Source organism: Undibacterium sp. TJN19 (assembly GCF_049339485.1).
In the GTDB taxonomy this organism is placed as follows: Bacteria; Pseudomonadota; Gammaproteobacteria; order Burkholderiales; family Burkholderiaceae_D; genus Undibacterium.
Window position 1 is genome coordinate 1 of sequence record NZ_JBMPPL010000017.1, and the last position, 25,896, is coordinate 25,896.

Here is a 25,896-nt window from a genome sequence, read left to right on the forward strand (position 1 = left end):
AGCCTGAGGTGCATCTGCGCCCTGTGGCGGTGGTGCCTTACAAATCGGTCGCCGCTGTCATGGCTGCGGCACAGCGTTTGGGCGTCACCAAGATCGGGATGGTCGGGAATGAGCAGTTCTTGAAATAGTCTATTTGATGCGATCGTTGTCATCGAGATGTAATACGACTTGCCATAGAAAAGACGTTTCAGAATTCAGCGACTGATGGTCATGGCAGTAGATTTAGCGCTCGGATAATTTTGATTAAATTTTATTTAACGATACCACTTAAATACCTATTGACATCCACTATGGAAAAAACTTACAGTAAGGTCTGAAATGCTAACAGATCTGTAATGTGTGAATTTGCCATATAAAAATGCGTGTAACCACCACTTATCAATGAATAAACAAGCTGAACATCTGCAAAAATCGGGCTTGCCGAAAGAAGAGGGCAAGACTGCCAAGGCAAGTGCCTATCCGTATGTTATAGGTGCTGATGGTGGTGGGACTGGCACCAGAGTGGTGTTGGCGAACGCAATTGGTGAAGAATTGGGCCGTGGCAGTGCAGGGCCATCTGGTCTGGTGCATGGCAGGGATAAAGCCTGGCAGTCCATTTTATCAGCGACACGTCAGGCATTCGTCAGTGCAAATCTGGTCATGCCCGACTTGTCGCAGATTGCGCTTGGCTGTGGTCTGGCGGGCGTGAACAATGTTTTGTGGGGACAGGAGTTTGTTGCACTTAATCCGGGTTTTGGTGCGGTGAGTGCAGAGACAGATGCCTATACCACTCTGCTTGGCGCGCATCAGGGAAAGTCTGGTGTGATCGTTGCTTTAGGAACCGGCAGCGTAGGTGAAGTGCTGTTGCCAGACGGGCAGCGTCGTGAAGTAGGTGGCTGGGGTTTCCCGGTCAGTGATGAGGCCAGTGGTGCATGGCTGGGTTTGCGAGCTGTCAATCATTTGCAACGCGTGCTGGATGGCCGTGCGGCTGCCAATGCATTTGCCACAGCTGTGCTGGCACATTGTGGCGGCGATAAAAATGCGGTGTTTGCATGGCTGGCGCAAGCAAATCAGACCCGCTATGCCGAACTGGCCCCGTTGGTCATACGCTTTGCACCTGAAATTGACGTGGCACGCCATATCATGCTGGATGCTGGTAAAGAAGTCGAAGCGATGGCGCAGGCACTGGACCCATCGGGGATATTGCCAATTGCCTTGTGTGGCGGCCTTGCTGCGCCGGTTGCTGCCTATTTGCCAGCGAATTTGCGCGGGCGTGTGCAACTGCCAAAAGCAGATTCTGCTGCTGGTGCTTTAATCCTGATTCAGCAGCATTTGCAAGACCGATAAATAAAGAGAGAGTGAGACATGCTGGCACAATTGATCGATTTCAAACCTGACACAGAAAGTTCTACTCCCCTGTATTTGCAATTGGCCAATAAATTATCCAATGGCATACATAGTGGTTTGTGGCAACCGGACGAGGCCCTGCCTTCCGAACGCATGTTGTCCGAGACTCTCGATATTTCACGCGTCACTGCCCGCAAGGCGATAGATATGTTGTGTGAACGCGGCATGCTGACACGCAAGCATGGTTCAGGTACTTATATCACGCCGAAACTGGAGCAGCCTTTATCCCGTCTGACCAACTTCAGTGAAGAACTGCGCAACCGTGGTTTCGTGCCAGGTTCGCGCTGGTTGTCGCGTGAAACTGGTATCGCTTCTCCTGAAGAAATCCTGTCGCTGGGTTTATCACCAAATACCGTGGTATCACGACTCAAACGTTTGCGTACTGCTGACAACGTCGTGATGGCAATAGAAAGTTCGACTATTCCGGCCATCTACATGCCTAACCCCAAGCTCGTGACAGACAGCTTGTATGGTTACCTGGAAGCGCATAATTTTTCACCTACCCGCGCCTTGCAGCATATCCGCGCAGTGAATGCCACCGCTGAACAGGCACGTCTGGCCGATATCAAGCAGGGCGCTGCGATGTTGTTTATTACCCGTGTCGCCTATTTACCTAACGGTACAGCGATAGAACTGTCGCACTCATACTGCCGCAGTGATTACTATGACTTTGTGGCGGAGTTGTTCAGATGAGTTTGCATCAGCAGTTACAGGGCCAGATACTGACATCACATGGCTGGGTCAAGGGTTCTTTGGCCTTTGATGAAAAAATCCAGACCATTACCGCATCAGAAAATGCCGATACCAGATTTTATATTCTGCCTGGTTTTGTCGATCTGCATGTGCACGGTGCCGGCGGCAAAGATACCATGGAAGCGGGCGATGCCGTAGAAGTCATCGCCCGCAAACATGCCAGGCATGGTACCACCAGCATGCTGGCCACCACCATGACCGCGCCTCTTGGCGACCTTGAGCTGGCCTTGCAGGCTATCAAGCCATCGGTACTCCAGCGCAGCAGTGGTGCAGCACGTGTGCTCGGTGTTCATCTGGAGGGACCCTATATCAATCCCGGCAAACTGGGCGCCCAACCTGATTTTGCCCACACCGGTTCGCTTGACCAGGTGCGCCATCTGGACGCGATTGCGCCCATCAAGCTGATTACCGTTGCGCCAGAAATGGAAGGCCACTTGCAACTGGTGCGTGAATTGACTGCGATGGGCATGCAGGTGCAGATCGGTCACACCCTCGGCACTTACGAAGAAGGCAAGGCTGCGCTGGAAAACGGCGCAACCGGTTTTACCCATTTATACAACGCCATGTCGCGACTTGATCACCGTGCGCCGGGCATGGTCGGTGCTGCACTCGCGCATGCCCAGTTTTCAGAAATCATCCCGGACTTGCTACACGTGCACCCAGGCGCCATCAGAGCTGCCATGCGGGCGATTCCCCATCTGTATTGTGTGACTGATTCAACCGCAGCATCAGGCATGCCGGATGGCCAATACATGCTGGGCCGTCAGGTCGTGCACAAATGCCTGGGCGGTGTGCGTCTGGAAGATGGCACCCTGGCCGGCAGCACCTTGACGATGGATCAGGCTTTGCGCAATCTGGTCAGCATAGGCCTGGATCTGGCTGATGCATCCAAGCGTGTTTCTACCTATGCCGCAGATTATCTGGGATTGAATGAGCGTGGCCGCCTGCAGGCAGGCAGTTACGCAGACCTGGTGGTGCTGGACGACCAGTTGAACCTCATCGCCGTTTATGTAGAAGGAGAAAAGATTGACCTCGCAGATGCTTAAGGAAGCTTGCTCTTCCGCCGATTTCGTTGCCGAACAATTGACGCAAGAACGTGATCGTTATGTCGCTCTGGGCGAACACTTGCGCGCCCACCCGCCCACATCGGTCGTCACCGTCGCCCGTGGCAGTTCTGACCATGCCGCCAATTACGCGGCTTACCTGATCATGTCGCGCCTGGGACGCATCGTTGCATCCTTGCCGATGTCACTGGTGACCCTGAACAAAGCGCCGCTGCTGGCAAAAGATGCGCTGGCGATTGCGATTTCGCAATCTGGCCAAAGCCCTGACGTGGTTGAACCTATCCGTTACTTCCGCGAAGGTGGTGCAACCACTGTGGCGCTGGTCAATGATGCGGCGTCACCATTGGCACAAAGTGCTGAATGGACCATGCCTTTGCATGCTGGCCCTGAATTAAGTGTCGCTGCGACCAAGAGCTTTATCACTTCGCTGGTAGCGGGTGCGCGCCTGGCAGGTCATTGGCAAAATGATGCAGAGTTTTTAGCCGCCATAGAGCAATTGCCAGAATCGCTGCGCGCAGCAACGCAACTCGACTGGTCGCCCGCACTGGAAGTGTTGACACCAGCTTCACGTATCATGGTGGTAGGACGTGGCATCAGCTTCCCGGTGGCACTGGAATCTGCCCTGAAATTCAAGGAAACCTCAGTCATACAGGCAGAAGCATTCAGTGGTGCTGAAATCAAGCATGGCCCTATGGCATTGATACATGACGGTTATCCCTTGCTGATTTTCGCAACACGTGGCCCGACACAGGCTGGCCTGATTGCTTTGGCAGAAGAAATGCGCGGCCGCGGTGCTAATGTCTTGCTGGCCGCACCGGCCGATGTGAAAGAGCGTAATCTGACCTTGCCGGTAGCCGCAACGCCTGATCTTGATCCTGTTGTAGCAATACAGGCGTTTTACATGATGGCGGCCAACCTGTCGATCGCCCGTGGTCTTGACCCCGACAAACCAAGGCACTTGAGCAAAGTCACCAAGACAAATTGACCAGGCAGTAGCAGCAGTCTATTTTTTAAAAACTTTAAAAATAGATACTCCCTCCAGTATTTATATTAGCCGCAAAGTCAGTATAGAGAAAATGCGATATTTATTAAAATTCTGGGGGAGTATGATAAAACCTGGCGTTCGTCGCGCCAGTTGTCGCCATTATCTGGCATTGCTGCTGTTAGGTTTCAGTTTGCATGGCAATGCGCTTGCGGTGCAGAAAATCGAATTCTGGACCATGAGCCTGAAGCCCAAGTTCATCCCGTATTTTCAGGAACTGGTCAAAAACTACGAAGCCCAGCACCCCGGCATCAAACTGGAATGGGTAGATTTCCCTTGGGACATCTTGCAGTTGAAACTGATTACCGCCATCGCTGCAGGTACGCCGCCGGCCCTGGTGAATCTCAGCGTACCCTGGGCAGAAGAAATGGCCAGAGATGGCTTGCTGGAACCGGTTGATGCCTTGCTGGCTGCGCCCGGCATGGACAATGATTACACCGATGCCGCCCTGGCTGACCTGCGTTTCAACGGCAAGGTGTATGGTTTTCCTCATTACAGCAACGTCAATGTCATCGCCTATAACCGCAAGATTCTGGCCGCGGCCGGTATCACCCATGCACCGCAGAATATGGATCAGTTGCTGGCGCAAGCCGTGCTGATTTCCGCCCGGACCGGCAAGCCAGGTTATGCCCCCGCGTTGGGGAAAATCGACGGCTTCTTTATGCAGCAGGGCCTGGACTTGATACGCGATGGCAAGGCTGTTTTTAACTCGCCCGCGCATGTGGCACTCGTTAAAAAACTGGCAGCCACCTATAAAGCCAATGGCTTTTTAAAAGACAAGCTGTTTGCCGAAGATAATTTCCCTGCGGTAGTGGATGCTTATTTGGGTGGCCGTCTTGGGCTGATGGTCAGTGCGCCGACTGCGATAAAGAGAATACAGACCGACGCCCCCGATATTTATGCGCAGACTGGTATTTTCCCCGTGCCGCCTGGCCCGACAGGTATCAATGATGGCGGCTGGATGTTTCACTTCGCCATACCAAAAGGTGTCAAAAAACAGCAGTTACCCGAGATCGCCGCTTTTGCGCGTTACCTCACCAGCGATGCCAATCAACTGGCATTTTCACGCCTTGCCGGCGTCATGCCTACGACCAAAAAAGCCCTGGCAAATCCTTATTTCAAGCAATTGCCAGCCAACGCAGGGGCTTCTGAACAGGCGCTCACTGTCGCCGCTAACTCCATGAATGCTTCACGCAGCCTGTATGTGGCAGGCATTGATGACTATGACGAACTGCGGCGTTTTTTGGTCAAAGCGGTAGAAGCTGCCGTCACCGGGCGCAGGGATATACAAGAAGCGCTGGACGAAGCCGTCGGCATCTGGAACAGGAAACTGCAAGGGGCCAAGCTGCCATGAGCGAACCACAATCATCCACCGGCAGACCTGGGCACAAGGGGCGCGCCCGGCATGACCGGCACACCTGGCACGCCTATTTATTCCTGACACCTGCCTTGCTGCTGCTGGTGATGTTTTCCTTTTGGCCAGTGATCTACGGTTCTTACCTGAGCTTTACCGATTTCAGCCTGATACGCCCTGTGCACTGGGTTGGCATGGATAATTACCGTGCCTTGTTTGCCAATGATATGTTTTTGACCGGCCTCAAAAACTCCCTGCTGTTTTTACTGGTCGTTCCATTCACCCAATTGGGAGCAATCACGCTGGCGGTGCTGGTCAACAATCAGTTACCCGGCATACGCTGGTTTCGTGCGGCCTATTATGTGCCGGTGGTCACCACGGTTTCAGTGGTTGGCATCATGTGGGGCTTCATGTTTCATGAGCAGGGCACACTGAACTATGTGCTGTTACAACTACACCTGATCGCTACCCCCCTAGGTTGGTTATCAGATGACGCCCTGGCCCTGTTTGCCGTGATGTTCGTGTCTTTCTGGCGAGGCCTGGGCTGGTATATGGTGATGTATCTGGCGGCCTTGCAGTCATTGCCCGCCGAAATGCAGGAGGCCGCCATCCTCGACGGTGCCAGCCGCTGGCAACGTTTCTGGCGTATTACCGTTCCCATGCTGAAACCGACAATCGCCGTTTGCAGCATCATGTCGGTACTGGCAGCCTTAAAAGCCTATCAGGAAGTTGATGTATTGACGCAGGGCGGGCCCATGAATTCTACCTTCACCGCCCTCTACTATGCGTATGACCAGGGTTTGAAGCATTTGAAATTGCCACGTGGCCTGGCAGCCAGTTTTGTGGTGTCGATTTGCTGCATGGGCATTGCTTTTCTATGCCTGCGCAGCCTGAAACCCAAGGCGGCAGAATGATGTCGCAGATAAAAAAAATGCTGCGCCCGCTTATGCAATACGGCTTGCTCAGCCTGATTGCCATCATCTGCATCTTTCCTTTCTGGTGGACACTGGTGGTGGCCATATCGACAGAAGGTAATCTGTTTGAATTTCCTCCCAGTTTCTGGCCGCATGGTTGGTCACTGGAGAATTTTCTGGAAGTGTTTCGCGTAATACCCATCATCGCTTTTTATAGAAATTCCCTACTGATTACCGTTGCAACAGTGTGTGGAAAATTGCTGGTCTGTTCGCTGGCAGCTTATCCTTTATCCCGCATGCAGTTTCGTGGCAGCAAGCTCGTCATGGGCGTGATACTGGCAACCATGATACTGCCATCAGAAGTGAATTTCCTGGTCAACTTCATCACCATGACCAAGATATCCCTGGTCAATACCTATACCGCCGTAGTGTTGCCAAATATCGTCACTGCCGTTTCCATACTTTTACTGAAACAGGCTTTTGATGAGGTGCCGCAAGATTTGCTCGATGCCGCCCGTGTTGACGGTGCCAATGAATGGATTATTTTTTACCGTATCGTCTTGCCCCTGATCACTCCCTGGCTGGCAACAGTAGGCATCTTGACAGCCGTCGAAGCGTGGAATGAATATATCTGGCCATCGATAGTCATCAGCAAGCCAGAAGATTTCCCCCTGTCAGCGGGCGTGCTGTATTTGCGCGGCACTTACGGCAGCAGCACCCGCGTGATTGCGGCAGGAACCATTTTGACAGTCGCACCAATACTGGTCGCCTTTTTATTTACCCAGCGCTTTTTTATGCGCGGCATGGATGGAGCAGTGAAATGACGCAAGAACACCCTACTATAAACCAGTTGAATTCAGCAATGACGCCTGAAATTGCGCGTCGTCTGGCTGGCCAGCTGGTGATGATACGCATGCCCATTACCAGTCTGGATACGACATCGGCGCAATTTTTGCGTGATCATCATATCCGTGGTATCTGCCTGTTCAGGCAAAACATGGTCGACGAAATCCAGCTAAAAAAACTGACGGCCGATCTGCGCGAAATCATGGGGGAGGAAGCGCTGATTGGCATCGATCAGGAAGGGGGCGCAGTAGTACGCTCCACCTGGGTACCGCAGCCCCCGGCGGCAATGTCGCTGGGGGCCAGCGATGATCCTGAACTTTGCCGCCAGGTGGGCGCTGCCGTTGCCCGTGGCGTCAAGGCCCTGGGCTTTAACTGGAACTTTGCACCTGTGCTGGATTTGAATAACAATGTCGATAATCCCGTCATCTCTGAACGCTCGTTTGGCTCTGATCCCAAACGCGCCAGTGAACTCGCGCTGGCCTGGATGGATGGCAGCCTGGCAGAAGGCGTGGCATGTTGCGTCAAACACTTCCCTGGGCATGGCGACACCAATGTCGATTCCCACCGTGATCTGCCGACCGTGAACAAGAGCCTGGAAGAATTGCAGGCGCTGGAACTGGCACCGTTCCAGACCGCTGTCAGCCGCAATGCACCTGCCATGATGACTGCGCACATCGTCTACCCGGCGCTGGATGCAGAAAACCCTGCCACCATGTCTAAAGCCATTTTGACGCATCTCTTGCGCGATCAGTGGAATTACCAGGGTGTGGTGATCACCGATGGGATGGACATGCACGCGATTGCCGGACGTTACGGCGTAGGTAACGCAGCGGTACGCGCCTTGCTGGCAGGCGCTGATATGGTCATGGCACTGGGCACGACAGAGACCCAACTGGAAACCCTGAATGCGCTGACCGAAGTTATTTTTTCTGGCAAAATTTCACCGCAGGACATACAGCAAAAACTCGACCGCATCAGCCACCTGACACAGGCTTACCCTTGTGCCGATGCTGCCTATCAGACCGATATGGCTGACCGTATTCTCATGTCGTCAGCATGGCGACGTGGCCTGACCGCGCATGGCAAACCACAACCACCTGCCAGGGGCAGCAAAGTGCGGCTGGTCATCAGCGCTGATGTCGTCAGTGATGGCGTGTCTGAAGCGGGCATCCCGGCAGACAAGGTCAGCACCATGCTCAGCAGTTTGTATGATGTTGATACCGTTACCTTTGACAGTGCAGAAAATTTTGACTGGAGCGCATTACCGCAAGATGGCCGCTTCGTGATACTGGCTTCAACCGTGCGTATCCGTTATTGCGAGCGTGCGCGCCAAACCTGGAAGCCGGATTTGCACCTGGTCTTGTGGAACCCCTTCCAGATGCTCGATATCGCCGCGCCTGCGCTGCTGACCTATGGCTTTGCGCCGCCAGCAATTGATGCTGCACGCGCCTGGCTGGCAGGTGAAGTCGTCGCCGCTGGCCATATCCCGGTGACCGGTTTCACGTTGCATACTGCGTCTTGAGGGGCCGGGGATGGCCGAAGTAAGATTACAGCAGATCAGCAAATTTTATGGCAGCAACCAGGTCTTGCAAGACATAGACTTGCATGTACGCGATGGCGAATTCATGGTCTTTGTCGGCCCGTCTGGCTGCGGAAAATCTACACTGCTGCGCATGATTGCCGGGCTGGAAGAAATCACTGGTGGCCAGCTCCATATCGGTAGCGAACTGGCAAATGGTATTCCCCCGGCCAAACGCGGGCTGGCGATGGTATTCCAGTCCTATGCCCTGTATCCGCATATGACAGTCTATGAAAACATGGCATTCAGCCTCAGCCTGGGCAGCATGCCCAAAGCAGAAATTGATGCCGCTGTCAGACAGGCCGCAGCAGTTTTACAGATGACCCATCTGTTGCAACGCAAGCCGCGTGACCTGTCTGGCGGCCAGCGCCAGCGTGTTGCCATAGGCCGCGCCATCGTGCGCAAGCCCAGCCTGTTCCTGTTTGACGAACCCCTGTCCAATCTTGACGCCAGCCTGCGCGTGCAAATGCGCATAGAACTCAGCAAACTGCACAGGGAACTGCGTGCCACCATGATCTACGTGACCCACGACCAGGTAGAAGCCATGACCCTGGGTCAGAGAATTGCCGTGTTCAATAGCGGCAAGATAGAACAGATAGGCGCACCACTGGAACTCTACGACAAACCTGCCAATCTCTTTGTGGCAGGTTTTCTCGGTTCACCAAAAATGAATATCCTCAAGGCCAAGGTATTGCGCAATTTTGATGGCCAAGTCGAATTGCAACTCGCCGCTGGCACGCATATCAACATCAGCCTGGACAGCAGCGCATTAAAGATAGGCGATGTCGTCAGCCTGGGCATACGCGCAGAACACGCATTGCTGGCATCACAAACAAATGGTCAATCCAACCAGCTTGAAGTCTGCATCAGCTTCGTTGAACACCTGGGCGATGCTGCAATCGTCTATGCGACACTGGCAGGCGAAGACAACCTGTTTGCCATTAAGCTGCCAGCAGATACTTCAGATTTGTATCCGGGGGCTGATCTCTGTATACAACTGCCGGGGCAAAGGTGTCATGTGTTTGATGAGCAAGGTCAAACTGTACGCGGGTAGCAATAACGAGCTTTTGGTTTATTCTTTGACACTCGCTTTAAAGCTTTTATACGCTGACCATTCTGAATCGCGTGAGTTTTGGAGTTTTATTTTTAAATCAGGTAATTCTTTATATACTTGATTCAATGCGCTTTTGAAAGAGTTTACCGATTTTGCATAGTAGGTCCATTGGCGAATATTATTACCGGTAGATACCATGGTCAGTTCTGCCAACCTGTCCCTAGTTAGGAGGGGCTGAAGAGTATCTTCCAGTTTATCCATTTTCATCCTTTCATCTGTGGATGGCATACCCTTGTTTCCGGAATACGTCCAGGCGAGCGTCACGCGATCCGGGTAATGCTTAGGATCGAAGCCATTTTCAAATTCGTTAAGATAACGAATGACTATCACCCTGTCATCTGCATGATGTTTTGAAGTTGCTACTGCCCACGTTTGGGCAAAAATGCTTGGAGTAATTGTGAATGCACAGAAAAAAATGAAAATTTTTTGCAACAGGGTTTTGATATCAAATTTCAATTGAAAGGAAATCATATGATTGCTTCGAATGTTGATTGAGGTTTTCAGACGTTGATTTTCATGCACACATCAAATATTCATAGACTATCATTTTGAACTTGAATCGCTGAACCTCTTTCCCAAAAACTCCACCAGCGCCCGCACCCGGTTGGGTATGAAACGCCCGCTGGGCAGCAAGGCATGTAGCGGATAAGCCTCTGTCTCCCAGTCCGTCAGGAGCGCCACCAGGCTGCCATCTTCCAGCTCTTGCCTGACATCGATCAATGATTTGAAGATGATGCCAGTACCTGCTACGGCCCACATGCGCGCCAGTGAGGCGTCGTCGGCGCTGCGGTCGCCTTTGACTCTGACTTCTTTCCATTTGCCGTTTTGCCCAAAGCGCCAGGTTTTGTGGAGGCGGCTGCTGCGTTCGAACAGCAGGCAATTGTGTTGTGCCAGGTCTTGCGGCGTTTGCGGGGCAGGGTGGCGTGCGAGATAGCTGGGGGCTGCACAAAGTATCGGTCGGCTTTGTGCCAATACCCTGGCGACCAGGCGTGAATCTGTCAGCGTGCCATACCTTATTGCCACATCCACTTCATCACGCACTACGTCGAGTGGCCGGTCACCGACATTCAATGCCAGTTGCACACCGGGGTGCAGGGCCAAAAATTCGTCCAGCCAGGGTATGAGGGTGGTGCGGGTGAGGTCGGACGGGGCGGCGACGCGTATCGTGCCGACCAGGGCGGTGCGGGCTTCTGATACCTGGGATTCACCTTCGTCAAGCAAATCAAATGCCCTCTGCGCATAGTCCAGCAAAATTTGCCCTTGGGCGGTGATACGCAGGGCGCGCGTAGATCGCTCGAACAGGCGGGTGCCCAACTGGGTTTCCAGCCGCTTGAGAGTCGCGCTGGCAGCTGCCGGGGTCATGCCCAGCACGCTGGCTGCGCCTGAGAGTGAGCCGCAGCGTGCTGTTTGCACGAGTACATGCAGGTCGCTGAGATTTTCAATTTTCATTTGAAAGTGATAGTTATTTATCGGTCTTATCAATTCACGCTTCAGATTCTACAATGCCTGCACTGATCTGGAAATGTTTCTGGACACCATACCGATACCTAACATACTCAACATACTCAAGGACTCAACATGAAAGCCATCGCTTACCGCCATTCTTTACCTATCGATAACACTGCATCGCTGGAAGATGTGGAATTGCCAAAACCGGCGCTGGAAGCGCGCGATCTGCTGGTGCGCGTGAATGCCATCTCCGTCAACCCTGTCGATACCAAGATCAGGATGAACAGGGTGCCGGCAGAGGGCCAGTTGAATGTGCTGGGTTGGGATGCGGTTGGTATAGTTGAAGAAGTTGGCACAGCAGTCAGCAATTTCAAAGCAGGTGACCGCGTTTACTATGCTGGCGCAATAGACCGCCCCGGTGCAAACAGTGAATTGCATGCTGTCGATGAACGCATCGTCGCCAAGGCTCCCACTACGCTGGATGATGCGCAAGCCGCTGCTTTGCCACTGACGACGATTACTGCCTATGAATTGTTGTTTGAACGCCTGGGTGTTGCCAAAAATGGCGGGGCAGGCCAGTCCTTGCTGGTGATAGGCGGCGCCGGTGGTGTTGGTTCCATCCTCATACAACTGGCACGTCAGTTGACGCAATTGCGTGTGATTGCCACTGCCTCACGTGCCGAGACACGTCAGTGGTGCCTGGATCTGGGTGCACATGCAGTGATTGATCATTCCCAACCCTTGAGTGCGGAATTGAAAGCCATAGGCATCAATGAAGTCGATATCGTTGCTGGCCTGACGCAGACGGCGCAGCATTATGCAGAAATCATTGTCAGCCTGAAGCCACAAGGCAAGCTGGCGGTGATTGATGACATGGTGGCGCTGGATTTGATGCAATTGAAATCTAAATCCATTTCCCTGCACTGGGAAATGATGTTCACCCGTTCGATGTTCAAGACCGTCGATATGGATGAACAAGGCAAGCTGCTGGCAGAGGTGGCAGCACTGGTGGATGCGGGCAAGGTGCGCACGACTGTGAATGCCAACTTTGGCAAGATCAATGCGGCGAATTTGCGCAAGGCGCATGCGCTGATAGAAAGCGGCAAGGCGCAGGGTAAAGTTGTGCTGCAAGGCTTCTAATTTAAATTCTCCAGAAAGTTTCTATGCAAACGACAAACATCAAAAAATCATTCACCGCTGCCAGCATCACTCGTGATGCGGCTAATGCGCTGATCACCGCAGCCAGTGCTGCTGCCCTTGATATCGGTATCGATGTCACGATCGCTGTCACTGATAATGCGGGTCATCTGAAAGCATTCGAACGGGCAGACAGTGCAGCATTTTTGACTGTGGATGTGGCGATCGACAAGGCCTGGACGGCAGCGTCGTTTGGCCTGCCTACCCATACCTGGACTGCCATTATCAGCAATGATGTGGTGGCCCAGCTTGCCCACAGGCCGCGCCTGGTGGCAGTGGGTGGCGGCTGCCCCATTATTGAAAATGGCAAAGTCATAGGTGGCATAGGCATATCGGGCGGCAATGCGCTGCAAGACCAGCAGGCAGCTGAAATTGCATTGACTGCATTGGGCTTTGAGGTGAAGGCATAAATTCATTCCGACCTTAAAAGGGCATAAGTATCATGCCCTTGCTTTTCATATAAAGATCAAACCTCATGACAGCCATCACCTCCCGTTCACTGACCAGCCTATTGGGGATGGTTTTTCTCACCCTGATTATGTCGGCCGCCAGGGCAGAAAATACCGATGCAGCAGATGCTGTGAAAGCCGCATCAGTCGATTTCTTCAGCAGCATCAGCAAGCGCAATTTAACAGCAGTTGCCAGTTATCTTGACACTGAAGGGTTCACTGAATTCGTCGCTGAATCAGACAAGCTCTTGCAACTCGATGCGAATGCGTTTGCCGGACTCTTCAAATCCGGCGCACAAATCGATCTACGTCTTGCTGATGTGAAGGTCCAGGCTACGGATGATGCTGCGATACTCACAGGCACCCGTGTTGGTGCCATCACCAAACCTGGTGCAACAGTCGTTGAAGGTAAATCGCTGATCACGATGGTATGGTTTAAAAAGGATAGTGTCTGGCTATTGAAGCATATCCATTTGTCACCGGTGATCATTTCTAAATAATCGATGGCTAGAGATGCGGCAGCCACATGCCCATGAAGGCGATAAAAATACCCATGCCGCTGGCAACACTGAGCACTAAGAGTGCGCCAGCCATGCTGAAGTGAATAGCCTTGTTTTTACTGTCTTGTGCACGCAAATATAATTCGCAGACGACCAACGGTATTAGGGAATTGGCAAAAGACATGAAGCTCAGGAAGGGGCCTTCAAAAGTCTTGGGATTAAAACGCGCCGGGCCATGATTGATACCTATCCACAGCATCAAACCTATGCGAAAAAACCAGACGCCATTCGCCACAAGGAACAGGCGTAATGCCCAGCGGCGGTGCAAGACGAACTGTCGTGCCAGGGCATGACGCAAGGTCATGCCAGCGCAGAACAGGATTAACACCGCATTCAAGCTGACACCCAGATGCTGGGTAAAATCACCAACACCATGACGAAACCAGACCATATACAAGCCAGTGGTTGCCGCAATGACCAGGCTGGACAAATAAATCCGCCCGTTCCAGCGGTGAAATTTGGGTGCACGCGAGCGGATTTGCGGCATCAATTGCAATATGCCCGCCAGCGTAATGCTGGCCGCCAGAAAAATATGCGTGATGATGGCAAGATTGCCTGCGCTGTCACCCTTGATATAGCCGTGTGGCAGTACATCGCTCCATGCCGCCAGATTAGCTTTCATCGCAGACAGGACGTAGAAACCCAGGATGTAGTAAACAAATAAGAGCTGGCCTATGATGGCGACTGAGAACCACAGCCTTGCGGCATATTTCAAAATGACACAGGAAAGTTTGTCTAGTCCATATTTTTTCAGTTGCGGTGCAGTCTGTGCAGAATATAAATTACTTGCTTCGAAAACAGTATCTTGCGTCATTTGAAAACTCCTTTTAATGAAGTGAATGGTCGTGCCTGTTCCTGCCGCACAGGCGTGAATTTGGCTGCAAAGTGTGCCTGCAAAGGCGGGTTTGCTTTTGTGGTTTGCTGCTGGATAAAATCAGTGCGGCGCTACATCTGTCTGAAAAGATGCAGATAGCTGCGGCTGACAGGCAATACATCGGGGCGACCGCGTATATGCAGTTCGGCGGTTTCATTCATGCCGCGCGTGACTTCGTTTATATAGTGCAGATTGACGATCACAGAGCGGTGAGTTTGTGCAAAACGGTCAGGATCGAGTTCATCACTGAGTTCACGTATGCTTTTGCGTATCAGTGCATCACCGCCATCCCATGCGACCAGGGTGTATTTATCGTCCGAGCGCAGGAAGGCTATTTGCTCTACCGGGATCAGGCGCACGCTATTGCCTACCGATGCTTTTATCCATTGCAGGTAGCTGGCTTTTGGATTGCGCTGTCGCAGGTCACTGGCCATACGGTCCAGCAAGGCATCATAGCTGGCACCAATGTCATTCGCTTGCGCCAGTCGCTGTTGCAGGCGCGTGATGGTGTCGGCCAGACGTGCTTCTATGATGGGCTTGACGAGGTAATCAACCGCACCTTGTTCAAACGCCTGCACTGCGTATTGTTCGTAGGCGGTAAAGAAGACGATATGCGCCCTGCGTGCGATGGACCTGGCGGCTTCTATGCCATTCAGACCCGGCATGTGCACGTCCAGAAAGACGATGTCGGGTTGATGGATATCAAACATCTCCACCGCTTCACGGCCATTGCGCGCCTCATCGACGATATGTAGTTCTGGCCAAAGACGTACCAGGTTGGTGCGCAGATGTTCCCTTAGCAAAGGCTCGTCATCGGCGATCAGTGCGGTAAGCTGCTTGGCAATTGTGCTCATGCTTTGGCCCCGGGATGGAAAATTAACTCAACACGCAAACCGTGCGGCGCCTGCTCATGCAAATCGACGCGGGCATCTTTACCAAAGCAGGCTTGCAGCCGTGCCTTGACATTTGCCAGGCCAGTACCTGGTACTGCAGTTTCTGTCATGCCTATGCCGGTATCTGCTACCCAAAGCGTCACTATCTTACTCGCGCCCTGCTTGCCGCCTACTTCTATGCTGCCACCTTCCGTGCTGGGGTCTATACCATGGCGTACGGCGTTTTCTACCAGGGTCAGCAAGGCCATGGCAGGGAAGCGCAAGCTTCTTAATTCTGGTGCCACCCTTAACTCAAATTGCAAACGGTCTGGCATGCGCATATGCATGATTTCAAGATAGGCGCTGACTAACTGCATTTCATTTTCCAGTGTTGCGTCTGCATCACTCAGGCGTGGCATGGCGGCGCGCAGGTAGGCAATCAGATGGCGCAGGACGGGTGCTGCATTGTCTGAACCTGCTTCGACCAGGGCCTGTACATTCGCCAAGGTATTGAATAGAAAATGCGGTTCTATCTGTGCTTGCAGCAAGCGCAGGCGAGCATCCAGCACTTCACGTTCCAGCGCATTTTTCTCCAGTTCCAGTTGCAGGCGATCGGCACGATCACGTTGCTTGTCCTCGCGCTTGATGGCGGCGACGGCGACGATAGAACCAAAAAACAGCGCAAAAATCGTACTGGTGGCAAAACCGGACAAGAGATTATTGGCTTTGATGAAGTTCACGAAATTGCCAGCAATTGCCACGTAGGCAGCCAGGCTGGCAAATGGTGCCAGAAAACAGACTGCCGTGACCCGCACCAGCCAGCGTGGTATCCAGCGTGGCATCCACAGCAAACGCCAGGTACCGGAGACAGTAAACGCCAGCAACATGACCATGGCGATGAAAGTCGTGCGCCTCAGCACCAGCCAGAAAGGTGACTGGAAGATGGGTGTGGTTACCCAGGCGATTAGCAGGCTGATGATAAGCACTACGACAATTTGTCGTGGCCCTGGCAATGCAGGCCAGCGTTGGATGAGTGTAGTAACGGTTTTCATGGAACCAAGATAGCTGCAACTGCTATTTTCGACAAGCAGGCGAGCCCGGGTATGCGACTAATGACGGTTTTCAGGGTTTGAATGACGGTCCCGCACGTCAATTTCTTGCTTGGGCTTAACCATAATTTGCAAAATATCCGCTCTTTCCTGAAAGTATCTGTCTTGTTTTCACGTAAACTGCCTGTTATCAGCCACAGATCTGATTTGACCGTGGCGGACTAATTCAGGAATGAGAATGCAATGATGAAGAAATGGATGTTTGCAGCGATGGCGCTGGTTGCATCGCCAGCAATGGCAGACACTTTTCGCATTGCTTATTATGAAGGTGGTGATGCGCCCTTTGTCTTGTTGGACAAGCGAGGCCCCAGGGGCATCTTCCCTGATCTGATGGCCGCGATCGTCAAACTCAGTGGGGACAGGCTGGAGCAGCGCTACCTGCCCATGCGCCGCTTGCTCAAGTCATTTGAGGAAGGCCAGCTTGATATAGAAGTGGGGGCAAACCCCAAGTGGCGCAGCCATTCTACAGTTGCTGGCGTATATAGCCTTGCCTTTGGCTTACCCAGGGCGGTTCTATGTTTTCGCCCCGGCGAAATGCCCAAGGCACAGGCCGTCACCGATTTTTATGGACAGAAAGTCGGTGTGATTTCTGGTTACTCTTATCCAGAATTTGAAGTAGCTTTTGCCAACGGCAAGATACAAAGGGAAGACATTTTCAATTCCCCAAATCTCTTGCTGACATTGAGAGCGAAACGCTTTGACCAGATCATTATCAGCAACTATGTCAAGCAATACTGGACCAAGGTTGATGCGCAGCGTTATGCCTGCGATGAAGGCCGTATGATAGATGAAAGTGAAATGATGCTGAGGGTGCACCCGTCCAGGATCGATGCCTTGCCACGCCTGAATGCCGCCATCGCCACCCTGAAAAAGAGTGGTGAACTGGATGCCATCTTCAGGCGCTATACGGATTGACGCGATGAATTGACCGGCTCAGGGCGTGGGTGGCGATGCGGGAGAGGCGACTGGCTGGCCTTTTTCGAGTACATAAACACCAACCAGTTTGATGGGATCTTTCCCATGGTTTTTTGCACTGTGGACGACTCCGGCTGGTATGACAAATCCTTCGCCAGGTTTGATTTTGCGCGGTGCCTGGTTGGCGATCAGTAATTCCAGTTCGCCATGTTCCACATAGCTGATCTCGTCGCCAGGGTGAGTATGCCAGTCGACCTTGCCGCCTCCAGCGATATCAATACGAAAGATGTAATCTTCCTTACCGGGTATCGATGAATCGGCCTGTATCACGGGGGTGCGGGTAACACCGGAATTTTGTGCCAGCAGATTGGTGCTGACCAGCAATAAGCTGATGGCAGTTAAATGGCGCAAGTTGTTGTTTTTGGTCGAATACAAGATAGATCTCCCGGTTGTATGGTCATGCGCAAACGCGCATGGTCATAATTACAATCCTTTTTGATAATAGAGTAAAGGGAAAACGATTTTGTCTTCGGTATATGTTGTTTCCTGGATGTTTGCAGGTATTTGAAATGATGCGGACAGGGCCGCATCATTTGCAGGGACGTTATCAGGCGTCAGCAGTTTTTGCCATGCCTTCAGGCGCATCGTTGCTGCTTTCTTTGCCTTCGTTTTCACCTTTTGCGTTGTCGCCAAAAGAAACGAAGCGCGTCATGAGCAGTACAGGGATGGCGCTGAGCAAGACCCAGAGGAAAAAATTCTTGTAGCCCAGGGCGACCTGTATGTCACCGCTGATGGTCTTGAAAAACACAAAGCCGAGTTGCATGACGCCAGTACCGAGCGCGTAATGGGCAGTCTGGTATTTGCCAGGTGCCACTACCTGCATGATGAACAGGATCAGGCCGACAAAACCAAAACCATATCCAAACATTTCAAATGCCAGTGCCGCGGTGATGACGGTCATACTTTCAGGCAGGCTGCTGCTCAGGAAAAAGAAGGCCAGGTTGGGCGTGTTCATCGCCAGGATCAGCCATGGCAGCGCACGCTTCAGACCCAGCCATGAAGCAAAATAGCCGCCCAGTATGCTGCCACCCAGGAAGGCGATGGTGCCGGCAGTTCCATAGGCAATGCCGACCTGGTCGGTCGTCAGGCCAAGGCCACCCAAATTTTTTGCTTCACGCAGGAACAAGGGGCCGATGGTTTGTATCTGGCCCTCGGCGGCGCGAAACAAAATGATGAAAACAATGGCGAGCCAGATGCCCGGTTTTTTGAAGAATTCAGCAATCACGTCTTGTAAAGTGACAAAAATGCTGTGCATGGATGCTTTTGTCTCTGTGTTCTTTGTGCCTGGCAATGACCAGCTGTTATACAGGCCAAGGCTGAACAACAAAATGCCCATGATGGCAAAGATAATTGTCCAGGCCTGGGCTGGTGCCAGGGTTTTTTCCAGATAGCCGGCCAGATATACCAGGCCACCCAGGGTAATGAATTTGGCACCGTTGAAAAATGCCCCCTGCCATCCTGCATAACGGGCTTGCTGCTTGTTGCTGAGGCTGGCCATGTACAGGCCGTCAGCAGCGATATCGTGGGTGGCCGAGGCGATTGCCACCACCCCAAGCAGGGCGATGCTGATCGCAAAATACGCAGGTAATTGCAGCGATAGAGCGACCATTCCCAATGCAACACCACCGATCAGCTGGAATAGCACGACGAGCATTTTCTTGCTGCCCGCCGCTTCCAGAAATGGACTCCACAAAGATTTGAAAACCCATGCCAGACCAATCAGACCAGTCCAGTGTGCAATCTGGTCGTTTTGTACACCCATGCTTTTATACATCAGGCCAGCGATCAGGGCGACGGCATAAAATGGCAAACCGGATGCCAGGTACAGGCTGGGCACCCAGCGCATGGGATGGGGAGTCGTGGGTTTTTCTAGGCTCATGGACTTGTCTCTGGTGAATTTTTAAATTCTGGCTGGTTTGCCCAAATGATTTATCTGATTTGGTGCACTTTTTAGAAAATAGCTTGCAGCCAAAACATACTAGCCACAAAAAAACTGGTCAACTGGTTTTATATATTCAATGCCACTTAAGTGCCAGTGATCAATGTCGAGCGCGGTAATCAGTTTAAAAATAATTGAAAACCAGGTTTTTTGTCTGGAATTTTTTGTCTTCTATTCGACGTATGAGGCGGCTTTCATTCAACAAATAAACTAATACCACTTTGTTTGATTTTGGCACTGGTATTGTCGCAAGTGTTTTTAGACTTCCAGTGTTTTCATGCTTGAGGCAGATGATTGGCGTTGAATTGGTATTTCGGCACTGGTCTGTATGCCTGCGTGTAGTAGGTGTAGTGGCCTGTCAGCGCGCCTAAGCGCATTTTTGAAAATGTGTTTTTGCATGCCAGCTGTTTAGTAAAACACGCTCGCATACATGCCGACCATCAATTTATCCAAAATAAAGGGCAGGTGAACAGCGTATTGCTGTCAACCTGCCCTATTTATCCCTATTTATGCATATTACTGCGATTAAATATTTACATCATCAAGGCAGTTGCTAGTGTATCGACCTGTTCTTCTTGTTCTTCCATGATGATCTGGAAATTGCTGTCATCAAGGTCAAAGTTGATGCGGCGGGCAAATTGAGCGCTATGTTCCCTGCCTGGATCATGCAGTGGGGAAAGTACAGGGGCAATGTCATTGGCCAGTATCAGTGTGTCACCCAGAGATTCTGGCGGGAAGGCGCAAACGCCATGCCACATCGCTTCAACGGCTTGCATGACGCTTTCTGGTACACAAAGCTGGCGCATGATGCCACGGCCTATCATGCGTTCACCATACTCTATCCAGATTTCTGGTTCGCTATCGAGCAGGCCAGGGAATTCTTCAGCTCTTGAAAGCAGGTAAAAGCCACCGATTTCATGGACGATACCCGCAAACATGGCTGTTTCAGGATCGACTTTGGTGACCTGCTTGGCAATCACTTGTGCCAGTGACGATACATGGGCTGAATGCTCCCACAGCCTGTCTGCCTTGGCTTTCAAAACCGGGTCTTTGACCTGGCTATTAAGCTGGCGCACGATGACGGCTGCCAGCATGGCTTTCAATGTACGAAAACCCAGGCGATTGACGGCCAGCCTGACATGCGTGATTTCAACGCTGGAACGGCGATAGGCAGCAGAATTGGCAATTGCCACAGTGCGCGCAGATAGCAAAGGGTCTGCCATGATCAGTTTGGCAGCGGTATCAATATGGCAATCTGGATCGTCCAGTATCCGTTGCAGCCGCAACGAGGCATCGACATTGGTGGGAAACACCACATCGCCCCGATTAACCTCAGCAGCTATTTTTTTGAAAATTTCCAACCTGTCCATGAATGTCTCCCGGGTATCGTAAGGGGGATTCCTCCACTTATCCTAGCAAACCAGTCAGAAACTGACGCAGTATTAAAAGTTGCCGTGAGGAATTGACTGCAAACTCCATCTTAGTCATAAAATTCTCAAAAGCAACTTCTAATTTAACTTTTTTTTGCATTTAAGCAGAGTCAGGCATTAGCATACACGTTCCAGGTTTTCAAAGTTTGCCGAAAGCCTAACTTTGCCCTGAAAATCAGTAAATTCAAGCGGATTTAATCGGGTGGATAGTTAACATACAAATTGACGATGACATACAGCATGGGGAAATCATCTCTTTGCACTTTTGCATGATACAGGCCAGGTTTTTGTGGTGCGGTGTAATTACCCTGCAAGCTGATGGTGCCACCGTCAGGCTCAAGCAGAGTCCATGTGACGGGCTGACGTATATAGTTAATACCAGGCGGGTAATTATTGCTTGCCTGAAGTGCAATGTTCGCCCCAGGCATGACACGGACGATTTGATTGTCTACAGCAAGAGTTTGTATAAAACCTGGTGATACACTGTCAACGACCACTAACGCCGTGGTCGTCAAAGTGGGGAAATCTTCCCTTTGTGCCTGTACATGATAGGTGCCGGGTTTGACTGGTGCGGTATAGACACCGCTGGTGCTGACACTCCCACCATCCGCTTCCAATATCACCCATTTGACTGGCTGGCGCACATAGTTCACATTGGGCGGGTAATTGATATTGGCTGTAAAACTCAGGTTTGCACCCGGTGGCAGCAACACCGCTGCCGGTGCCACATTGATCTTCATTTCTGTAGACCACATTTCGGCTGAGCTGCATTTGACGGGCGTACCCGTCGCATTGTTGATCACGCAACCAGGCTGACCAAGTACCACCAGGTCATTGATGGAATTTGCTTTTGCCAGCATTTGCAAAACCGGGTCGAACAAAGAGGATGCCAGCGTCAGGTTCAGCGTATCAAGGATTTTGTCTTGGGCATCGCCAGCGCCAGGGTTGCTGGCAGTTGCCGCCTTTAATGGCGTGCTGTAAAAATCAATGAGCTGGCCGGTATCAAGCAGGCCGCTGAGCATTTTGCTTATTTCAGCTTGGGCAGTTTTAGTGTTGGCGGCGGTCGCGGTTTTGTTGATGGTATCCGCATCAGGGCTGTTGAACACCGTTGTCATGCTGGTGTGCATTAAACGTGTCGACAGCATTTCTGTCAAAGGCGTCAGATTGATCACGCCTTCGCTAATGGCAATGGCATGCAGTTTTCTGCCGCTGGCAGGGTCAGATGTTTCGAGTACACAAGGCAAAGCGCCATTGGTAATTGAGACATCAAAGCTGCCATCCATCGCTGTTTTCGTCGTTGCATTTCCAGTGCGGCATTTGAGATCTACGATGGCGCCGGAAATTGCCATGCCGCTTGCAGCCGTACCATGCAAGTTCAGGCTGACGGCCTGCGTTGTTACAGTGGTGGGAATTGTGGGAAGGGCGGGGTTGCTATTGCTGACAGAAGAGCCACCACCGCAAGCTGCCAGCAAGCATGTTGCGGCGCAGGTAACAGCGCAGGTAACAGCGCAGGTAACCGCACGGGTAACAGCGTCGGCCGCAGCGCGGGCCATGGATAGATTTACAGGGTTCAATTTCATCTCGCCGGTCTATTTTCAGTTGTAGCATCATAGAACCGGATGAGAAGAAAATACGCCTATAAATGTCTGAAAATTGTCATCAATTTGTACCCCGGTTTTCAGGGTGAAATGGCAAGTACATCCATAATGGCGCTGACTGTTGGCGACCTGCGTTCTGATTAATCACGATCAAAACGACGGTGGATATAGACTTTTCTGGTTTGCTCTGTCTTGTCGGGCCTGGAATTCAATACTAGCATACCGGCAAAGAGTTTCAGCAATACAAAAATCACAAACAAGCTGATCGCCAGGGGAATGATGGCAATCAGCAAGGCAATCGCCAGAACAATGATCAATATTTTCGGCAGTGGCGTGCGCATCAGATGCTGCGTCGCTTTTTGACCGAATTGACGAAATTCCTGGGTCGCTTGTCGACATACAGAATAGAAGTATTGGCCTATGCTACTTTTCATGAAACGCTCCTGAAAGTGATGCTTGCTTGGTGTTAAGCAGTGTTGCCATTATCAGTATGCAGCCAGGAATAGTCCACGGTAATTTTCAAGAGAAATTGCCGCCGCTTGCCCTGGCAGAGCGAGAAGTTTTTGTCATTTCACTTTCAAAAAATAAAAAAAAAGCGGTTGAGCAGATATTGCTCAACCGCTTTTAACTTCCATTTTTCTTTATTTACTTCGCCTTGCCCAGATGCTGCAAGAAGAAAGCTTCATATTTTTTGTGCAGGGCTTTGGGCTTGACTGTACCACCCAGGCCATGTTCGCCATCCGGGTCAAGGAAAAGATCTACCAGGGTTTCCTTGCCGTTTTCAAGCAGGGCGCGATAAACGTTGACTGTATCCTGATACAGCACGTTCGGATCTTGCATGCCGTGTACCAGCATCAGTGGTTTTTTCAGGCCAGCAGTCAAAGGCAATAACGAGTATTTGCGCAGGGTAGGTTTGCTGCGCTCTGTCTTGCCTATGGTGCGGCCGCTATACCAGCTATTATAGTTTTCCCATTCGGTCGGGCCGGCACCGGCGATACCGGCTGCGAAAGTGTCGGGGCTGGTGTACATGGTGTACTGGGTCTGGAAGCCACCGAAGCTCCAGCCTGTCAGGCCGATGCGCTTGCCATCAACGCCCAGGTTTTTTTGCATGTACTTTGCCAGGTCTTCCAGGTCTTCTGTCTGTGGCTTGCCTGCCTGTTCCCAGTTCGCATCGCTGAACTTGCGGCCATAATTGGAATGGCCGCGCGGGTCTACTGCCACCGTCACATAGCCGTGTTTGGCAGCCATGTACATGCCAAACATATAGGCGGTTTGCTGGAAGCTGTCTGTCTCGACGATATGCCTGTCATTCAAAGGCCCGCCATAGGTGTAGACAATGGCCGGGCGACGATCTGAAGAACTCAGGTTGGCCGGTTTGAAAACATAGGCCTGTATCTTGTCACCATGACGATTGGTAAAGCTGAAACGTTCTGGGCGTTGCAGGTCTATGGCATTCCATTGCGGATCATGGCTGTCGGTCAGCGTGGTGGATTTGCTTTTGCTGATGTCGATCAGTTTCAACTCAGGACGGCTGGCCCATTGACCGGCCATGCTGGCCAGTTTGTCGCCATTTTCAGTGACGGTGCTGGCACGATGAAAATCACCGGCCTGACCCAGGGCCTTCATGTCACCTGTGGCCAGGTCAACCTTATAGGCATTCATCGCCGCGAAATCGTCCTTGTTGGCAAGTACGAACATGGATTTGCTGTCCTGGCTGAAACCTATGACAGTGTGTGATTCAAAATCACCTTTCAGTATCGCCCTGGCGCTGCCGGTATTGACGTCAATGACATACGGCTGACGATAACCCTGTTCATCGAGTACCGCGATCAGTTGCTGGCTGTCAGGGGTAAATTGAGGGGCGATGACATTGACGATTTCGTGGCCGACATTGCCGCGTCGCTCCAGTACCATTTGCGGCTTGACGCCTTCTTCGGCTTTGCCGACATAGATGCGCAGCAATTCTTTTTCACGTTCCCATGTCGAGAAGGTGTAGCGGCTGCCATCCTTGGCCCAGCTGACCGGGCTCATTTCAAACCAGACATCACCACCATCATTCGTAAATACCGGCTGAGGCTGACGTGTCGATGCATCAGCCACTCGGCGTATGTAGAGGGCAGTGGCCAATACCTTGCGCTTGTCATCAGATACTTCACGCGACACTTTCTTTGCCGTGGCAAAGCGTTCGCTGTAATTCATGATTTCAACCTGGCGCTCAGATGGCGGTGCAGGTTTGCCGTTTTCCGGCTTGGCATCTGGTGCTTCGGCAGAAATCGCCATCCATTGCTTGTCTTCACTCAGTACGGTGTCAGCGATGCGGTATTTCTTTTCTGCGTCATCAGGGTGGATCAGTTCGCGGTTCAACTGACGTAGCGTGCTCTTGTCAAAACTGGCGTTGTACAGACGCTTTTCATCCATGTAGATGTAGCCATTGTCATCAGCCTGGTATGCAACGATGCGCTCGGTTTTGTCTGTCTGTGTCAGCCGCTCCACTTTGCTATCTGCCATGGTCAGGCGGAACAGGTCGCCACGATACTGGAAAATCAGTTCATTCTTTTTATTCGCCCAGACCAGGTTATTGACGCCAGGGTAGAGGTCGCTGGGTTTGAGTTTTTCTTTTTCCAGTTTCTTTTTCAGTTCGTCACGTAGTTCCCAGATTTCCTTGGCCTTGTCGTCTTTGGCATCCTTCTTGTCATCTTTCTTTTCATCTTTTTTGTCGCTGTCGGCTTTTGCTACGCTGGCCGTACCGGTTTTCGCAGCGGCTGCGGCGGCTTTTTCTTTGGCTGCTTCGGCGTCGGTCTCCGCTTTTTTGATGGCGTCTTTGGCTTTTTTCTCTGCCAGTTCACGCTTTACTTCTTGCAGCGCGGCTTCTTCCCATTGCATCAGGTTGACTTTTTCACCGCGCAAATAAGCTGCCTGGGCTTCTGCCTTGGCCTGACGTTCGGCGTCTTCTTTTTCTTTCTGTTTATTTTTCTTGTCGAAACGGTCCCAGTCTTCCGGCGCATCATAGGTCTTCATCAGGGCAGGCGAGGTAATCCGTTTGGTTTCGCCAGTCTGAGTGTCATGCACATATAAATCAAAACCGTTTTCACCATACGGGTTCCAGGTATAGGCGAGATAGCGACCGTCCTTGCTGAACTGGATATTGCGTGCCGCCTGGCCTGCATAGGTTTTGGCGCGGAAAACCTGTTCCAGCGTCAGATCGGACGACCTGATTTTCGCCACGCTGTTAATAGCGGGTGCAGCCTGTGCGGTTTCTTGTGGAAAAAGCAGGCTGGTGACCCCGCTGAAGGCGAGAACAATACTGACGGTGAGAATTTTCGGGGACATGGGAAAACCTTGGTTTTAGTTTAATTTATAGGTAAGCAGGTGATGCGCAAATGCCGATGTTA

25 protein-coding genes are annotated in these 25,896 nt (G+C 51.8%); 14 read left to right on the forward strand and 11 right to left on the reverse strand.

Annotated elements, in window-relative coordinates; all coding sequences use genetic code 11:
- The 10 genes from ACO0LH_RS26905 to ACO0LH_RS26950 all read left to right on the forward strand — a co-directional run.
- Window positions 1-128: ExbD/TolR family protein (locus ACO0LH_RS26905; protein WP_422944293.1), on the forward strand; the 128-nt coding region annotated here is incomplete at its 5' end.
- Window positions 129-381: 253 nt separating this feature from the next.
- Window positions 382-1,326: a BadF/BadG/BcrA/BcrD ATPase family protein gene (locus ACO0LH_RS26910; protein ID WP_422944228.1), complete on the forward strand. Its 945-nt coding sequence runs from the start codon at window positions 382-384 to the stop codon at window positions 1,324-1,326.
- A gap of 18 nt (window positions 1,327-1,344) precedes the next feature.
- The gene (locus ACO0LH_RS26915) at window positions 1,345-2,079 is read left to right on the forward strand and encodes a GntR family transcriptional regulator (RefSeq protein ID WP_422944229.1); all 735 of its coding nucleotides are present in this window, start codon (window positions 1,345-1,347) and stop codon (window positions 2,077-2,079) included.
- Window positions 2,076-3,185, forward strand: coding sequence for an N-acetylglucosamine-6-phosphate deacetylase (gene nagA, locus ACO0LH_RS26920; protein WP_422944230.1), 1,110 nt, complete (start codon window positions 2,076-2,078; stop codon window positions 3,183-3,185). Before ACO0LH_RS26915 ends, nagA begins: the two co-directional genes overlap by 4 nt.
- Window positions 3,178-4,188, forward strand: a complete 1,011-nt coding sequence (locus ACO0LH_RS26925; RefSeq protein ID WP_422944294.1) for an SIS domain-containing protein — start codon at window positions 3,178-3,180, stop codon at window positions 4,186-4,188. Before nagA ends, ACO0LH_RS26925 begins: the two co-directional genes overlap by 8 nt.
- 121 nt (window positions 4,189-4,309) lie before the next feature.
- Window positions 4,310-5,599, forward strand: a complete 1,290-nt coding sequence (locus ACO0LH_RS26930; RefSeq protein ID WP_422944231.1) for an extracellular solute-binding protein — start codon at window positions 4,310-4,312, stop codon at window positions 5,597-5,599.
- A complete protein-coding gene (locus ACO0LH_RS26935) occupies window positions 5,596-6,513 on the forward strand; it encodes a carbohydrate ABC transporter permease (RefSeq protein WP_422944232.1) in 918 nt (305 codons plus the stop codon). Before ACO0LH_RS26930 ends, ACO0LH_RS26935 begins: the two co-directional genes overlap by 4 nt.
- Window positions 6,514-6,530: 17 nt before the next feature.
- Window positions 6,531-7,337: a carbohydrate ABC transporter permease gene (locus ACO0LH_RS26940; protein ID WP_422944233.1), complete on the forward strand. Its 807-nt coding sequence runs from the start codon at window positions 6,531-6,533 to the stop codon at window positions 7,335-7,337.
- Window positions 7,334-8,881, forward strand: a complete 1,548-nt coding sequence (gene nagZ, locus ACO0LH_RS26945) for a beta-N-acetylhexosaminidase (protein WP_422944235.1) — start codon at window positions 7,334-7,336, stop codon at window positions 8,879-8,881. Before ACO0LH_RS26940 ends, nagZ begins: the two co-directional genes overlap by 4 nt.
- Before the next feature lie 10 nt (window positions 8,882-8,891).
- On the forward strand, window positions 8,892-9,992 hold the full coding sequence (locus ACO0LH_RS26950) for an ABC transporter ATP-binding protein (RefSeq protein ID WP_422944236.1): 1,101 nt from the start codon (window positions 8,892-8,894) through the stop codon (window positions 9,990-9,992).
- Window positions 9,993-10,010: 18 nt separating this feature from the next.
- Here the strand turns inward: ACO0LH_RS26950 and ACO0LH_RS26955 are convergent, their stop codons facing one another.
- A complete protein-coding gene (locus ACO0LH_RS26955) occupies window positions 10,011-10,523 on the reverse strand; it encodes a DUF695 domain-containing protein (RefSeq protein ID WP_422944237.1) in 513 nt (170 codons plus the stop codon).
- Between the two features lie 72 nt (window positions 10,524-10,595).
- Window positions 10,596-11,501, reverse strand: coding sequence for a LysR family transcriptional regulator (locus ACO0LH_RS26960; protein ID WP_422944238.1), 906 nt, complete (start codon window positions 11,499-11,501; stop codon window positions 10,596-10,598).
- Window positions 11,502-11,630: 129 nt separating this feature from the next.
- On the opposite strand from ACO0LH_RS26960, the gene ACO0LH_RS26965 reads away from it, so the two are divergent.
- From ACO0LH_RS26965 to ACO0LH_RS26975, 3 genes are all read left to right on the forward strand, one after another.
- A complete protein-coding gene (locus ACO0LH_RS26965) occupies window positions 11,631-12,641 on the forward strand; it encodes a zinc-binding alcohol dehydrogenase family protein (protein WP_422944239.1) in 1,011 nt (336 codons plus the stop codon).
- 23 nt (window positions 12,642-12,664) lie between these two features.
- A complete protein-coding gene (locus tag ACO0LH_RS26970; RefSeq protein WP_422944240.1) occupies window positions 12,665-13,108 on the forward strand; it encodes a GlcG/HbpS family heme-binding protein in 444 nt (147 codons plus the stop codon).
- Between the two features lie 65 nt (window positions 13,109-13,173).
- Window positions 13,174-13,647, forward strand: a complete 474-nt coding sequence (locus tag ACO0LH_RS26975; RefSeq protein ID WP_422944241.1) for a YybH family protein — start codon at window positions 13,174-13,176, stop codon at window positions 13,645-13,647.
- Window positions 13,648-13,654: 7 nt separating this feature from the next.
- On the opposite strand, the gene ACO0LH_RS26980 is transcribed toward ACO0LH_RS26975, so the two are convergent.
- The 3 genes from ACO0LH_RS26980 to ACO0LH_RS26990 form a co-directional block, all read right to left on the reverse strand.
- Entirely contained in the window at window positions 13,655-14,521 is an 867-nt protein-coding gene (locus tag ACO0LH_RS26980) for a DUF2306 domain-containing protein (protein WP_422944243.1), read from the reverse strand.
- Between the two features lie 131 nt (window positions 14,522-14,652).
- Window positions 14,653-15,435, reverse strand: coding sequence for a LytR/AlgR family response regulator transcription factor (locus ACO0LH_RS26985; RefSeq protein ID WP_422944244.1), 783 nt, complete (start codon window positions 15,433-15,435; stop codon window positions 14,653-14,655).
- The gene (locus ACO0LH_RS26990) at window positions 15,432-16,505 is read right to left on the reverse strand and encodes a sensor histidine kinase (protein WP_422944245.1); all 1,074 of its coding nucleotides are present in this window, start codon (window positions 16,503-16,505) and stop codon (window positions 15,432-15,434) included. Before ACO0LH_RS26990 ends, ACO0LH_RS26985 begins: the two co-directional genes overlap by 4 nt.
- 240 nt (window positions 16,506-16,745) lie before the next feature.
- On the opposite strand from ACO0LH_RS26990, the gene ACO0LH_RS26995 reads away from it, so the two are divergent.
- On the forward strand, window positions 16,746-17,477 hold the full coding sequence (locus ACO0LH_RS26995; protein ID WP_422944246.1) for a substrate-binding periplasmic protein: 732 nt from the start codon (window positions 16,746-16,748) through the stop codon (window positions 17,475-17,477).
- Window positions 17,478-17,495: 18 nt separating this feature from the next.
- Here the strand turns inward: ACO0LH_RS26995 and ACO0LH_RS27000 are convergent, their stop codons facing one another.
- The 6 genes from ACO0LH_RS27000 to ACO0LH_RS27025 all read right to left on the reverse strand — a co-directional run bounded on the left by ACO0LH_RS27000 (window position 17,496) and on the right by ACO0LH_RS27025 (window position 25,834).
- Complete coding sequence (locus ACO0LH_RS27000; protein ID WP_422944247.1) at window positions 17,496-17,912, reverse strand: cupin domain-containing protein; 417 nt, start codon at window positions 17,910-17,912, stop codon at window positions 17,496-17,498.
- Between the two features lie 172 nt (window positions 17,913-18,084).
- On the reverse strand, window positions 18,085-19,416 hold the full coding sequence (locus tag ACO0LH_RS27005; RefSeq protein ID WP_422944248.1) for an MFS transporter: 1,332 nt from the start codon (window positions 19,414-19,416) through the stop codon (window positions 18,085-18,087).
- A gap of 593 nt (window positions 19,417-20,009) precedes the next feature.
- The gene (locus ACO0LH_RS27010; RefSeq protein WP_422944249.1) at window positions 20,010-20,846 is read right to left on the reverse strand and encodes an HDOD domain-containing protein; all 837 of its coding nucleotides are present in this window, start codon (window positions 20,844-20,846) and stop codon (window positions 20,010-20,012) included.
- Between the two features lie 254 nt (window positions 20,847-21,100).
- Window positions 21,101-22,480, reverse strand: a complete 1,380-nt coding sequence (locus ACO0LH_RS27015) for a hypothetical protein (RefSeq protein WP_422944250.1) — start codon at window positions 22,478-22,480, stop codon at window positions 21,101-21,103.
- Between the two features lie 164 nt (window positions 22,481-22,644).
- A complete protein-coding gene (locus ACO0LH_RS27020; RefSeq protein WP_422944251.1) occupies window positions 22,645-22,938 on the reverse strand; it encodes a hypothetical protein in 294 nt (97 codons plus the stop codon).
- Between the two features lie 211 nt (window positions 22,939-23,149).
- Window positions 23,150-25,834: a prolyl oligopeptidase family serine peptidase gene (locus ACO0LH_RS27025; protein WP_422944252.1), complete on the reverse strand. Its 2,685-nt coding sequence runs from the start codon at window positions 25,832-25,834 to the stop codon at window positions 23,150-23,152.
- Window positions 25,835-25,896: the final 62 nt, after the last annotated feature.

What these genes read in the sequence shown, in the direction of transcription:
- ACO0LH_RS26910 (WP_422944228.1), top strand. Translation starts at nt 382, where the DNA reads ATGAATAAACAAGCTGAACATCTGCAAAAATCGGGCTTGCCGAAAGAA.
- ACO0LH_RS26915 (WP_422944229.1), top strand. Translation starts at nt 1,345, where the DNA reads ATGCTGGCACAATTGATCGATTTCAAACCTGACACAGAAAGTTCTACT.
- nagA (WP_422944230.1), top strand. Translation starts at nt 2,076, where the DNA reads ATGAGTTTGCATCAGCAGTTACAGGGCCAGATACTGACATCACATGGC.
- ACO0LH_RS26925 (WP_422944294.1), top strand. Translation starts at nt 3,178, where the DNA reads ATGCTTAAGGAAGCTTGCTCTTCCGCCGATTTCGTTGCCGAACAATTG.
- ACO0LH_RS26930 (WP_422944231.1), top strand. Translation starts at nt 4,310, where the DNA reads ATGATAAAACCTGGCGTTCGTCGCGCCAGTTGTCGCCATTATCTGGCA.
- ACO0LH_RS26935 (WP_422944232.1), top strand. Translation starts at nt 5,596, where the DNA reads ATGAGCGAACCACAATCATCCACCGGCAGACCTGGGCACAAGGGGCGC.
- ACO0LH_RS26940 (WP_422944233.1), top strand. Translation starts at nt 6,531, where the DNA reads ATGCTGCGCCCGCTTATGCAATACGGCTTGCTCAGCCTGATTGCCATC.
- nagZ (WP_422944235.1), top strand. Translation starts at nt 7,334, where the DNA reads ATGACGCAAGAACACCCTACTATAAACCAGTTGAATTCAGCAATGACG.
- ACO0LH_RS26950 (WP_422944236.1), top strand. Translation starts at nt 8,892, where the DNA reads ATGGCCGAAGTAAGATTACAGCAGATCAGCAAATTTTATGGCAGCAAC.
- ACO0LH_RS26955 (WP_422944237.1), bottom strand. Translation starts at nt 10,523, where the DNA reads ATGATTTCCTTTCAATTGAAATTTGATATCAAAACCCTGTTGCAAAAA.
- ACO0LH_RS26960 (WP_422944238.1), bottom strand. Translation starts at nt 11,501, where the DNA reads ATGAAAATTGAAAATCTCAGCGACCTGCATGTACTCGTGCAAACAGCA.
- ACO0LH_RS26965 (WP_422944239.1), top strand. Translation starts at nt 11,631, where the DNA reads ATGAAAGCCATCGCTTACCGCCATTCTTTACCTATCGATAACACTGCA.
- ACO0LH_RS26970 (WP_422944240.1), top strand. Translation starts at nt 12,665, where the DNA reads ATGCAAACGACAAACATCAAAAAATCATTCACCGCTGCCAGCATCACT.
- ACO0LH_RS26975 (WP_422944241.1), top strand. Translation starts at nt 13,174, where the DNA reads ATGACAGCCATCACCTCCCGTTCACTGACCAGCCTATTGGGGATGGTT.
- ACO0LH_RS26980 (WP_422944243.1), bottom strand. Translation starts at nt 14,521, where the DNA reads ATGACGCAAGATACTGTTTTCGAAGCAAGTAATTTATATTCTGCACAG.
- ACO0LH_RS26985 (WP_422944244.1), bottom strand. Translation starts at nt 15,435, where the DNA reads ATGAGCACAATTGCCAAGCAGCTTACCGCACTGATCGCCGATGACGAG.
- ACO0LH_RS26990 (WP_422944245.1), bottom strand. Translation starts at nt 16,505, where the DNA reads ATGAAAACCGTTACTACACTCATCCAACGCTGGCCTGCATTGCCAGGG.
- ACO0LH_RS26995 (WP_422944246.1), top strand. Translation starts at nt 16,746, where the DNA reads ATGATGAAGAAATGGATGTTTGCAGCGATGGCGCTGGTTGCATCGCCA.
- ACO0LH_RS27005 (WP_422944248.1), bottom strand. Translation starts at nt 19,416, where the DNA reads ATGAGCCTAGAAAAACCCACGACTCCCCATCCCATGCGCTGGGTGCCC.
- ACO0LH_RS27010 (WP_422944249.1), bottom strand. Translation starts at nt 20,846, where the DNA reads ATGGACAGGTTGGAAATTTTCAAAAAAATAGCTGCTGAGGTTAATCGG.
- ACO0LH_RS27020 (WP_422944251.1), bottom strand. Translation starts at nt 22,938, where the DNA reads ATGAAAAGTAGCATAGGCCAATACTTCTATTCTGTATGTCGACAAGCG.
- ACO0LH_RS27025 (WP_422944252.1), bottom strand. Translation starts at nt 25,834, where the DNA reads ATGTCCCCGAAAATTCTCACCGTCAGTATTGTTCTCGCCTTCAGCGGG.